General features: G+C 48.7%; 9 protein-coding genes. 6 read left to right on the forward strand and 3 right to left on the reverse strand.

What is annotated here, in order from left to right; genetic code table 11:
* Positions 1-17: 17 nt before the first annotated feature.
* From PG915_RS15890 to PG915_RS15900, 3 genes are all read right to left on the reverse strand, one after another.
* Entirely contained in the window at positions 18-356 is a 339-nt protein-coding gene (locus PG915_RS15890; protein WP_353497327.1) for a DUF3316 domain-containing protein, read from the reverse strand.
* Between the two features lie 504 nt (positions 357-860).
* On the reverse strand, positions 861-4,289 hold the full coding sequence (locus PG915_RS15895; protein WP_353497328.1) for a PAS domain-containing hybrid sensor histidine kinase/response regulator: 3,429 nt from the start codon (positions 4,287-4,289) through the stop codon (positions 861-863).
* Between the two features lie 70 nt (positions 4,290-4,359).
* A complete protein-coding gene (locus tag PG915_RS15900) occupies positions 4,360-5,547 on the reverse strand; it encodes a 3-phenylpropionate MFS transporter (RefSeq protein ID WP_353497329.1) in 1,188 nt (395 codons plus the stop codon).
* A 228-nt stretch (positions 5,548-5,775) separates the two neighbouring features.
* On the opposite strand from PG915_RS15900, the gene PG915_RS15905 reads away from it, so the two are divergent.
* The 6 genes from PG915_RS15905 (at position 5,776) to accC (ending at position 12,958) form a co-directional block, all read left to right on the forward strand.
* Positions 5,776-7,596, forward strand: coding sequence for a DUF294 nucleotidyltransferase-like domain-containing protein (locus PG915_RS15905; protein ID WP_353497330.1), 1,821 nt, complete (start codon positions 5,776-5,778; stop codon positions 7,594-7,596).
* A gap of 16 nt (positions 7,597-7,612) precedes the next feature.
* Positions 7,613-8,239 carry a 3'-5' exonuclease gene (locus PG915_RS15910; RefSeq protein ID WP_353497331.1) on the forward strand — a complete coding sequence of 209 codons (627 nt, stop codon included), beginning with the start codon at positions 7,613-7,615 and terminating at the stop codon, positions 8,237-8,239.
* Between the two features lie 176 nt (positions 8,240-8,415).
* Positions 8,416-10,365, forward strand: coding sequence for an acetate--CoA ligase (gene acs / locus PG915_RS15915; protein ID WP_353497332.1), 1,950 nt, complete (start codon positions 8,416-8,418; stop codon positions 10,363-10,365).
* Between the two features lie 276 nt (positions 10,366-10,641).
* On the forward strand, positions 10,642-11,091 hold the full coding sequence (aroQ, locus tag PG915_RS15920) for a type II 3-dehydroquinate dehydratase (protein WP_353497333.1): 450 nt from the start codon (positions 10,642-10,644) through the stop codon (positions 11,089-11,091).
* 59 nt (positions 11,092-11,150) lie between these two features.
* Complete coding sequence (gene accB, locus PG915_RS15925) at positions 11,151-11,600, forward strand: acetyl-CoA carboxylase biotin carboxyl carrier protein (RefSeq protein WP_353497334.1); 450 nt, start codon at positions 11,151-11,153, stop codon at positions 11,598-11,600.
* A gap of 14 nt (positions 11,601-11,614) precedes the next feature.
* Positions 11,615-12,958, forward strand: coding sequence for an acetyl-CoA carboxylase biotin carboxylase subunit (accC, locus tag PG915_RS15930; RefSeq protein WP_353497335.1), 1,344 nt, complete (start codon positions 11,615-11,617; stop codon positions 12,956-12,958).
* Positions 12,959-12,972 lie beyond the last annotated feature (14 nt).

Genomic DNA, 12,972 nt, shown 5'->3' on the forward strand with positions numbered 1-12,972 from the left:
GCTAGCGAAAATTAAAATTAGTCGTAACGTGAGAAACGGTACTCAACATCAACGAAACCTTGATACATTGATGCGCCGTCAGCCGCTGCAACCGTTTTGACTTTCACATCTGCATCGTAAATTTCTACGCTGTTATGTTTCAAACTCTTGTGCGGTGTACGCAATATATGCACTAGCTCATGAGATGGAGTACTGGATAACGTCTCCATAATTTGATTGCCTTCTGCAATGGCCTCTGCTTCTGTCGCGTATACGCCTGTATGTACACCGCCGTTACCGTAAATGTTATCATACTGCGCGTACGATACTGCTGGAACCATCGCGAATACTGCTGCAAGAGATAATAGTTTTTTCATAATGACACCTCATAAATAGCACCCTAAAGTGCTCAACAATCAGGTGAACGCACCACAACCTAACGCTCAACCAACTCCTTCGTTACTACGAAGACCTACCTAAAAAACATTAAAAGCAATAGCAATAAAACCAATAGTCATAACGATTTTCATTCCTATCAAAGATTGCATTTGATTGCTTCTGCTACTTCACTGTTACTCAATACGACCCGACATAGGTCACATAAATTTCAAAAAAAATGTCGACTTAAGTACTAGAACCTTAAGTTTCCTTGGTTAACAGGCACCTAAACACGCCAAATTAATTGATTCAAGTCTCAATATAAATGTAACGATATGAAACTCTCTTTCCTTATGAATAAGAATAGTTGGAAATTCGTAAAGCGTCTGTCAAGTAAGGTAAAGATACGGTGATATTACGTAAAGACATCAGAGGCGCCCCCCTCATAAGCCAGAGAAATAACCCTAACAACAATGACGGCACACCTCTGAAACATAGAGAGGCTATGATTGATTGAGAATAGCACGCAGCTTAAGCGGCTTAACTGGCTTAGCAATAAAGGCAAAACCATTGGACTTAATACCTTCAAGCATCGACTCGGTGCGATCAGCACTGATGATCACCCCTTTAAACGAGTCACCTACCCGCAATCTAAATTGCTGAAGCACTTCAAGCCCGGTACGACCATTATCAAGTCGGTAATCCGAGAGAATAACGTCTGGCTCCCACCCTTGGTCTAAGTGTTTAAGACTGCCAACCAAATCAAGCGCAGTACGCACATCACAGCCCCAACGAGCGAGTAAGGTTTCCATGCCCACCAAGATATCAGGCTCATTATCGACGCAAAGCACTTTCAGATGCTTCAGTCCGGCGTCACTGGTTGCGGCTACTTTCACCGGCTCTGCTGCGACTTCCCTAGCCAAGTCGAGCGTAATCGAAAAGACACTGCCGCGATCTGGCCAAGAGCGCATTGAGATTTGATGATTGAGCACACGGGCAATACCTCGAGAAATCGCGAGCCCAAGCCCCAAGCCCCTATCAGCTCTCGCTTGGTCAACACGTGTAAACTCGTTAAAGATCTCTTTCTGCTTGTCTTCTGGGATACCAATACCGTCATCCCATACATCGATTCGTACTCGACCATTAACACGCCGCGCACCAAGCAAAACCTTGCCCTCAGGGTTGTAGCGAAACGCATTGGTCAAAAAGTTCTGCAATACACGGCGCAGCAACTTAGGATCGGATTTAACGATAAGCGAGCTAGAAACCACGGAGAAATCTATCTGCTTGCCTTTCGAGATAGCACTAAACTCAGCTTGTAATGTCTCAAATACTTCAGATAGATGAAAACCGCGAACATTGGTTTGCAGCTTACCTGACTCCAAACGTGAAATATCTAATAGGTCACCAATCAGCTCTTCCGCAGCGCCAAGGGCACTTTCGATATGCCCTGATAGCTTTCGCCCTTCCTCATCTTTACTGACCTCTGACAACGAGGAAGCAAACAGACGCGCAGCATTAAGTGGCTGCATCAAATCGTGGCTCACTGCGGCCAAAAAGCGCATTTTCGATTGCGATTCCGATTCTGAGCGACGTGTTGCCAATACCAAACGTTGGTTGAGTTGCTCAAGCTCGTGTGTTCGCTCTACGACACGTTCTTCCAACCGCTCGTTGGCATCACGCAACGCCATTTCCGCCTCTCTAAACACGGTAATGTCAGTAAAACTCATCACAAAACCGCCACCTGGCATTGGGTTGCCTTGCACTTCAATCACGCTGCCATCCGACCGAACGCGCGATGAGGTATGCGGGGATCCTTGCTCAAGGTAAAAGATACGCTTTCGTACATGTTCATTGGGATCGCCCGGACCACATAGGCCTTGTTCAGCGTTGTGACGAATCACATCCGCAATGGGTCGCCCGACTTGGATAAGTCCAGAAGGAAAGCTAAACAACTCCAAATATCGACGGTTCCAAGCGACTAACCTTAGTTGTTTATCCACTACGGCAATGCCTTGACCAATATGCTCAATCGCCCCCTGAAGCAGGCCACGGCTAAAGTGGTAAAGCTCCGAGGCCTCATCGACAATCGTCGCTACTTCTTCCAACTGCATATTGCGTCCTTGCAGCGCCGAAGTCAGTACCAACTTTGCAGACGATGCACCAAATACCCCGGCGAGGACACGCTCGGTATGTCTAATAAGCTCGGCGGATGCTTGCTGGTTCGGCAGTGGCTGATTGTCTTGCTGCTTCCAGTAATGGCGAAATGCACTGCGCACCCGCGTGCGCCCTACAAAACGTGAGGCAAGCATTTCGAGCTCAGCCACGGTCACGCGGCTTTGATACAGGCTGAGGTTTTCACTTTCAGGTAGCGGCGTACCCACAAATGAGGCCGACTGCAGACGCTCGGTCAGACTAGAGCGCGTCGCCAGCGAAATCACCACAAAACAAATCGCGTTCAATACCACAGAGATCAGCATTCCCCAGTCGGAGCTAGCGATGCCCCAGGAGATCAGCATTTCAGGCGGGGTGATAATACGCAGTAGTAAATTGGTACTCGCATCCCCCGCTAGAAGACCGGTTTCACTCATCAAGGTAATTAACCAAATGGCGAAACCGACAAACAGACCAACATAAACACCCTTACGATTACCTAAACGCCAATACATGCCACCAATCAACGCTGGCGCGAACTGGGTGATGGCAGAAAAGGAGAGAAAGCCAATCGCAGATAACGAGTGAATGGTATCGAGCGCCTGATAAAACAGCCAAGCGCCAAATAACAACACACAAATGAGGGCACGGCGAATGATCAGTAGTAGCCCAGAGAGATGTCGATGAGAACGGTGCGCCAGCTTGATGCGGCGCAGTAGCAATGGCATCACCAGATCATTAGACACCATAATAGCCAGTGCAATGGTTGATACTATCACCATGCCACTCGCCGCCGAGGTGCCCCCCAAAAAGGCTAGCAAAGCAATATTGTTTGCTTCGGCAAATTTGGGAATACTGATCACGAACGTATCAGGTGAGGTGCCCATTAATAGCCCTTGCCCTACCCAAGCAATCGGCAGTACGAATAGCCCCATCAATACTAAATAAGCTGGGAATAACCAACGAGCAGTATGCAAGTCCTGCGCGCGCTCATTCTCGACCACCATGGTGTGAAACTGGCGCGGCAAACAGACGATCGCCATCATGGTCAAACCCGTGTGGATCAATAAGGTGGGAATATTGGGAGATTGATAGGTACTCGAGGCAAGCTCGGTCAGCTTGATGTCGGGGCGCTCCCAAGCGAGATAAAGAATGAAAAACCCAACCACCAAAAAAGCCACTAACTTAACGATAGACTCAAACGCCACTGCCATCATCATGCCGCGGTGATGCTCAGTGTTATCAATATGGCGAGTACCAAACAGCATGGTGAAGATCGCCAGCGCACCAACCACAAACCAAGAGATATGCTTATCTTGATAACCCAGCTCAGACGCTAAGTCCGGGGCAACGACTTCAAGCCCCATGGTGATGCCGCGCAACTGCAGTGCGATATAAGGTAAGATTCCCGCAACTGCAATTAAGGTAACCACAACCGCTAAGCCTTGAGATTTGCCATAGCGAGCCGCGATAAAGTCTGCGATTGAGGTGATGTGCTCACGCTTAGCGATAAGGATAAGGCGAGCAATGACGCGCCAACCTAAGGTAAAAACGATGATTGGCGCGATATAAATAGGCAAGAAGGCCCAGGGGTTACTGCTGGCCTGACCGACAGTGCCGTAAAAGGTCCAAGAGGTACAGTAAACAGCAATGGATAGGCTATAAACCCAAGGCCGCCAGTTGGATAACCACTTTTTTTGTCTATCCCCGTACCATGCAATAAGAAATAAGATGCCCAAATAGGCCAATGACACGGGGACGACGATCCATCCTTGCATAAGTGATATCCCTTTAAAATCGTTAACTATTATTTAAAGGGTTATCACAAGTTTTCTCAAACTCCGTAACTCAATTCTGTGGCTCAGGCTGAGATTTTTCCTGGATATCTTTCACGCCATTTTTGCCTGGCTCGACTTTGATAAACAGCGCCAATACACCCATCGCCGCCATACCCCAGAACACATTCGCGCCCCAATTCTCATAGCCCCAACCACTCACAGCCATCATCAGAGCAATGAACGCGCCTAATGGGATCGCATTATACAGAGCCTGCAGCGCGACCATTTTGTTCGCTTCTGATTTCTGGATATACTGGATCGCCGCAATATGTGCGATGGCAAACGTCACGCCATGCAAAAGCTGAATCACCACCAATGCACCGACAGCGGTCGTCGAAGCCGTCAAACCCCAACGCACAATCACGCCCACTGATGAAATCACAAACAAAGTGCGTAGCGACCAGCCAGCAAACCATTTCTTGCTAAAAGCGAACAGCATCACTTCCGATACCACGCCCAAGCTCCACAGGTAACCAATCAGACTCTCTGGGTGACCTGCTTCTTTCCAATAAATAGAGCTAAAACTGTAGTACGCGGCGTGACTACCTTGAATAAGAGCAATCAAAACCAAAAAGCGAATCACTGACGCCTCTTTCAGTAGCGCGCTAAGCTTCGGTCTTACCTCATCATCATGGCTTTGCGATACCGGCATGGTCGCAGGATTACGCATCACTAGTAGCATTGAGATAACAAAGCCAGCCAACGCGGTGTAAACAATCATGTTGGCACCGAATTGAGAAGCAAGATAACCCACCACAGAAGAGCCTGCGATAAATGCCACCGAGCCCCAGAGACGTGTGCGACCATAATCAAGCATATTCCGGTTCGCATAATGGTTCGCTGCAGCATCCGACAACGGAACCACCGGACCAAAGCTCAAATTAAACAGCACAGTGACTAGCGCCAGCATGGCGAAGCTTGGTCCTGCAGCTAGGTGAGCGGCAACAAACAAAGTACACGCCAACGTCGCCCAGCGAAGTGCCGGCAATAGACTTTCTGCTTTATGGATTCGCGGCGTGATAAGAAGATTGGCCACACATCGAGTGGCAAAGCCCAATCCCATCAATAAGCCAACATCGGCAGCTGACACCCCTTGGTCTTCAAACCACAACGCCCAAAACGGTAGATACACACCGTAGGCAAAAAAGAAACCAGATAAATATTGGGAAACCCAAGCAAAAGGGGAAGGCGTTAACATGTCAATGAACCTTGCTACAACAGGATAGGCGGATTAAAAGTGGCGCTATTATGCAACGAGACCTTGCTCATAAAAAGGGAATTAATCTATAGCGTAAATTTCCCCCTATCCTGCGCAGTTAAGGCCTTCAGAAAAACACCGCTAACTGTGTTCGACTAAAGTCGTCTGGAGCTTGGCGACGAATTTGCCAGACTATAGCCATGATGGGAGAAAATGGAGCGCTCTGGTATGCCTGATAAATTCAATATGTCGTCACCACCTTTCGATCGACTCAGTGACAGTCAACAAACCGAGCTTCGTTCCGCACTCGATGTCGCCTATTATCGAGACAAAGACACCATCCTAAAGGCAGGTAGCAATGCCGACCATCTGTATATCATTATCAAAGGCTCCGTCGAGGAACGCGATAGCGAACAAAAAGAAGTCTACGCTCACTATACTTATGACGATATGTTTGATGTCAGAGCAATACTCAGTGAGACCGTCAAACATGATTACCTCGCCTTAGAAGACACGCTGGTTTACCTGCTTCCTAAAGAGGTATTTCTCTCGCTTTATCACAGCAACGGTCAGTTCGCCGCCTACTTCGACACTAGCCTGGCGACACGCCAACAATTGATTGAAGAGGCACAAAAGCAGCAAAATTTAGGCGAGTTTATCCTCACCAAAGTCGATGAAGACATCTACCATCCGCCCTTGATTTTGCCAGCAGATATGCCGATCACCACGGTGACCGAAACCTTACTCAGCCAAGGCGTGGATGCTGCGCTGATCGAACTTACCAGCGATGACCCTCGCGTCACAAAGAATGCCACGCCTTATGGCATCGTCACTCGCACTAACATGCTCCACGCCGTGGTACTCGACAAACTGAGCAGCGACACCGCCATTGGCAACATTGCCACCTATCCAGTGCATCAGGTGGAAAAACACGAGTTTTTGTTCAACGCTATGGTGACCATGACTCGCCAACGGGTGAAGCGCTTAATGGTGTGTGAAGGCAGCCAAGCCGTTGGCATGCTCGATATGACGCAAATTCTTAGTGCGTTCTCCACCCACTCTCACGTGCTATCACTCAGCATTGCCCGAGCAAATAGTATTGATGAATTGGCGTTGGCGTCCAATCGTCAGCAGCAATTGGTCGATAGCCTTGTGACCAACGGTATTCGCACCCGATTTATGATGGAGTTGGTTTCAGCCGTTAACGAGCAAATCATTGAGCGTGCCTTTGAGCTTGTGGTGCCACCCGCGATGCACAATCACTGCTGCTTAGTCGTCATGGGCTCTGAAGGGCGCGGAGAACAAATTCTCAAAACCGATCAAGACAATGCCCTCATTTTTGAGCCAGGTCTGGAATGGCCGAATCAACAAAAAGTGCTTGATGAGCTCAACCACACGCTCGCGCGCCTTGGCTATCCACTCTGTCCTGGCAAAGTCATGGTCAGCAACCCTCATTGGGTACGCACGACTGACGCATGGCAACAGCGCATTGATGAGTTGGTCGCTAGTGCCAATAGCGAAAGCGTCATGGAGATTGCCATTCTTGCCGATGCCAGAGCGGTGGCGGGCAACGAAGCTTTACTCACGCCGGTCAAGCAGCACTTGCAGCAAAAAATGGCAGGACAAGAGTTGATCCTAACCGAGTTCACTCGCCCTGCCCTCAACTTTGCGGTGCCACTGACCTTATTTGGCAACGTGAAAAGCTCCAAGCAAGGCGTGGATCTCAAACAAGGGGGGATCTTCCCTATCGTACATGGCGTCAGAGCACTAAGCATGGAATACGCCATTGATGCGACCAACACCTTTGATCGCATCGACCAGCTGGTGGCAAAACGAGTCTTAGAGCAGGCGACTGCAGAGAACTTATCTGAGGCACTCAAACACCTGTTTAAACTGCGTCTTCAGCAGCAGCTCTCCCACCATGACATTAGTAACGCCATACAGTTGGATGTTCTGGAGCGGCCCGAGCGAGATCTACTTAGACATGGTTTACATGTGGTGAAGAAGTTCAAGCAGTGGTTGGGTTATCACTATCAAATTCGCCACTAAAGTAGTGAGGTGAAACATGAATATTATCACCAGAGCCTATTGGCGCTATCGGACAAAAGGCACGCCTTACCAAGGCTTGTTCAGCAAACCCGAACCCGATGAGTTTGTATCGCTCGATTGTGAGACCACCAGTCTCGACCCCAATGTGGCCGACATTGTCACCATTGCAGCAACAAAAATCATCGATAATCGCATCATTACCAGTGCCCCATTTGAAGTACGTCTGTCAGCGCCAAAGACCCTCGATGAGGATTCAATCAAAATTCATCATATTCGCCATGACGACCTCAAGCACGGCATCAGCGAGCAGCAAGCGATCAAGGCGCTGATACAGTTTATTGGCAATCGCCCTCTCGTTGGCTACCACATCCGTTACGACAAAAAGATCCTCGATCGCGCCTGCAAAAAGCACTTAGGATTTCCATTGCCAAACGCGCTGGTTGAGGTCAGTCAGATCTATAACGATCAACTGCTGAAATTGCTACCCAATGGCTACTTTGACTTGAGCCTAGAAGCCATCTGCCGTCATTTACAGATCCCCACTTATCACAAACACGACGCATTGGAAGATGCTAAAGCGGCCGCCATGGTGTACCTAAAACTGACCCGAGGCACATTGCCGCCATTTCGACCTCAGAACTAAAATCGCGAGAACTGCGACCAAGATCTCATTACATAACCAATCTAAGCCATTAATTTAGTTCGATTTTTATTCAATACGCCTAAAGTCTAATTGCTCATTGCAGCGAACTAGCCGAGAGTTAATACACGACCTAGTTCAGCCCTAGCCCGCTAAGCTCAATTCAAAGGAGAGAAGCAATGAGTGAAGTTCATGTCTATCCGGTAAAAGAAAACATTAAAACCAACACCCACGCGGATAACGACACTTATCTATCCATGTATCAACAGTCTGTCTCGGATCCAGAAGGGTTCTGGGGCGAACACGGCAAAATCGTTGACTGGATTAAACCATTCACTAAGGTCAAGCAAACTTCTTTTGACACTGGCCACGTCGACATTCGCTGGTTTGAAGATGGCACCCTAAACGTCTCTGCCAACTGTATTGACCGCCACCTCGCAGAGCGCGGCGACGACGTTGCCATCATTTGGGAAGGCGATGATCCAGCTGACGACAAAACTCTAACCTTTAACGAACTGCACAAAGAAGTGTGTAAGTTCTCCAATGCGCTTAAAGCTCAAGGCGTAAACAAAGGTGATGTGGTTTGTCTTTACATGCCCATGGTGCCAGAAGCGGCAGTCGCGATGCTCGCGTGTACCCGTATTGGCGCAGTGCATACTGTGGTATTTGGCGGTTTCTCTCCTGAAGCACTGTCTGGCCGTATTATCGATTCAGACGCTAAGGTCGTTATCACTGCCGATGAAGGCGTTCGCGGCGGCCGTGCGGTACCGCTGAAAAAGAATGTCGATGAAGCACTAACCAACCCAGAAGTGAAAACCATCTCTAAAGTCATGGTGCTTAAGCGCACTGGTGGCGATGTGGCTTGGCATGAGCATCGTGATGTGTGGTGGCATGAAGCGACAGCAAATGCATCTGAAGTATGTCCTCCAGAAGAAATGAACGCTGAAGATCCATTATTCATTCTTTATACATCAGGCTCGACAGGTAAACCTAAAGGGGTGATGCACACCACCGGTGGTTACCTAGTTTATGCGACCATGACCTTCAAGTACGTGTTCGATTACCAGCCGGGTGAAACCTTCTGGTGTACCGCGGACGTGGGTTGGATCACCGGCCACACTTACCTCATATACGGGCTACTTGCCAATGGTGCTAAGACCATCTTGTTTGAAGGTGTGCCAAATTACCCAAATACTAGCCGTATGAGCGAAGTGGTCGACAAACACCAAGTGAATACCCTTTACACTGCACCGACGGCAATTCGCGCTTTAATGGCGAAGGGCGATGAAGCGGTTAAAGGCACTTCTCGCGACAGCCTACGCATCATGGGTTCAGTTGGCGAACCTATCAACCCAGAAGCTTGGGAATGGTATTACAAAACTATCGGTAATGAGCAATCACCTATCGTTGACACCTGGTGGCAGACAGAGACAGGCGGTATCTTGATTACTCCGCTTCCGGGAGCCACAGAGCTCAAACCAGGTTCGGCAACTCGCCCATTCTTCGGTGTACAACCTGCACTGGTCGATAATATGGGCAACATTGTCGATGGTGCGACAGAAGGTAACCTCGTCATCCTTGATTCATGGCCAGGGCAAATGCGCACCGTTTATGGTGACCATGAGCGCTTTGAGCAGACTTACTTCTCTACCTTCAAAGGCATGTACTTTACCGGTGACGGCGCACGCCGCGATGAAGATGGCTACTACTGGATCACAGGCCGTGTCGATGACGTACTGAATGTGTCTGGTCACCGTATGGGTACCGCTGAGATTGAATCGGCATTAGTAGCATTCGATAAAATAGCGGAAGCGGCTATCGTCGGTATCCCACACGATATTAAAGGTCAGGCCATCTATGCCTACATCACGCTAAATGATGGTGAGTTCCCATCTGCGGAGCTACATAAAGAAGTGAAAGATTGGGTTCGCAAAGAAATCGGCCCGATCGCCACACCAGACGTGCTGCACTGGACCGATGCGCTGCCGAAGACTCGTTCAGGCAAAATCATGCGTCGTATCCTACGTAAGATTGCAACCGGTGATACGAGCAATCTAGGCGATACGTCAACACTGGCTGACCCAAGCGTGGTCGACAAGCTGATTGCCGAAAAAGCCGAACTCGCTTAATGACTCTTTTGCAACTTGATAACAAGCCGCCCTGGATTGGGCGGCTTTTTTGTTTCAGGTTTTTTCAGCAGCTTGTCAAAATGTGCTCTGTGCTGCAAATTTTCTGCCAGACTACAGGTGATTAGACCAGTAAATTGCTGCTAAATGTTGTGAATTAGCTATAATCTTGGTCAATTTTTAAAAATACGAGCTAAATGAGCTTCTCAGCCGCTCCTATTTTTATGTAAACTTGGGATAAACCCCGTTTATTTCACGTTAACCGAAGATGGCGACAATATGACAGCAAAGTCTCGAATTCTAGTTTTAAATGGCCCAAATCTTAACCTTTTAGGTGTCAGAGAGCCGGGACATTACGGCAGTGAAACACTCTCACAAATTGTTGATAACTTAGAAAAGCAAGCGGCAAAAGCCGACATCGAGCTGTCCCATCTTCAATCTAACCGTGAATATGAACTGATTGAGGCCATCCACGCGGCATTTGGGAATACCGATTTTATCATCATCAACCCAGCAGCGTTTACTCATACTAGCGTGGCACTGCGTGATGCTTTGCTGGGAGTCTCAATCCCGTTTATCGAAGTGCACTTATCAAACGTTCATGCCAGAGAGGCCTTTCGTCATCACTCTTATCTGTCCGATGTGGCGCAAGGGGTGATTTGCGGATTAGGTCCACAAGGCTATGAATTTGCGCTTTCAGCGGCCATCAAGGCACTAAAAGCAAACTAACCAAATACTCTACGGCTTAATGCAAAGCCGTCTTACTCACAAGACGAAGAGAAAGAAACATGGATATTCGTAAAATTAAGAAGCTAATTGAACTGGTTGAAGAATCTGGCATCGCTGAGCTAGAAATTTCTGAAGGTGAAGAATCAGTACGCATCAGCCGAAACAGCCCAGCTACCGCACCAGCACCTGTTCACTACGCAGCAGCGCCTGCTCCAGTAGCAGCTCCAGCCGCGGCACCAGTTGCAGCTGAAGAAGCAGCACCGGCAGTACCAGCGGGTCACCAAGTTCTTTCTCCAATGGTTGGTAGCTTCTACCGTGCGCCAAGCCCTGACTCAAAGCCATTTGTTGAAGTTGGCCAATCAGTAAGCGCTGGCGACACTATCTGTATCGTTGAAGCAATGAAAATGATGAACCAGATTGAAGCAGACAAGTCTGGTGTTGTTACCGCTATCCTAGCTGAAGATGGTCAAGCTGTAGAATTCGATCAACCGCTAGTTATCATCGAATAAGCGGGGCTTTGACTATGTTAGATAAAATCGTTATCGCAAACCGAGGTGAGATTGCACTTCGTATTTTGCGCGCTTGTAAAGAGCTAGGTATTAAGACGGTCGCTGTTCACTCAACAGCGGATCGCGACCTTAAGCACGTACTGCTTGCTGATGAAGCCATCTGTATTGGTCCAGCTCGTGGTATCGATAGCTACCTAAACATCCCACGCATCATCTCAGCAGCTGAAGTAACAGGTGCTGTGGCGATCCACCCGGGTTACGGTTTCTTGTCTGAGAACGCAGATTTTGCTGAGCAAGTTGAGCGTTCTGGATTCATCTTCATCGGTCCAAAAGCAGACACGATTCGCATGATGGGCGACAAAGTATCAGCTATCACAGCAATGAAAAAGGCAGGTGTACCATGTGTACCTGGCTCTGACGGCCCACTAGACAACGATGAAGCGAAGAACAAAGCGCATGCCAAGCGCATTGGCTACCCAGTTATCATCAAAGCCTCTGGTGGTGGCGGTGGTCGTGGTATGCGTGTAGTTCGCAGTGAAGCAGAGCTGGTCGAATCCATTGCCATGACACGTGCAGAAGCAAAAGCTGCCTTCAACAATGACATTGTTTACATGGAGAAATTCCTAGAAAACCCTCGTCATGTTGAAGTTCAGGTCATCGCAGACGGTCAAGGCGGCGCAATCCACCTTGGCGAACGTGACTGTTCAATGCAGCGTCGTCACCAAAAGGTTGTCGAAGAAGCACCTGCACCAGGCATCACTGAAGAGATGCGTAAGTACATCGGTGAACGCTGTACTCGTGCATGTATCGAAATCGGTTACCGCGGCGCAGGTACGTTTGAGTTCCTATACGAAAACGGCGAGTTCTACTTCATCGAAATGAACACGCGTATTCAGGTAGAGCACCCAGTAACAGAGATGGTGACTGGCGTTGACCTAATCAAAGAGCAGCTACGCGTTGCAGCAGGCCAACCACTGTCGTTCACTCAGGATGACATCAAACTGCGTGGTCATGCGATTGAATGTCGTATCAACGCGGAAGATCCTGAGCGCTTCCTACCATGTCCAGGTACCATCACGCGCTTCCACGCGCCGGGCGGTATGGGCGTTCGTTGGGAATCGCACATCTACACGGGCTACACAGTACCACCGCACTACGATTCAATGGTCGGTAAGCTGATTACTTTCGGTGAGAACCGTGATGTAGCGATTGCTCGAATGAAGAATGCACTGGGTGAGATGTTCATTGAAGGCATCAAGACCAACATTCCTCTACAAGAAGCGATCATGAATGATGAGAACTTCCAACACGGCGGTGCTAACATTCATTACCTAGAGAAGAAGCTTGGCCTGAGCTAATCACTTCCCTCTTG

The sequence above is a fragment of the Vibrio sp. CB1-14 genome (assembly GCF_040412085.2).
Lineage (GTDB): Bacteria > Pseudomonadota > Gammaproteobacteria > Enterobacterales > Vibrionaceae > Vibrio > Vibrio chaetopteri.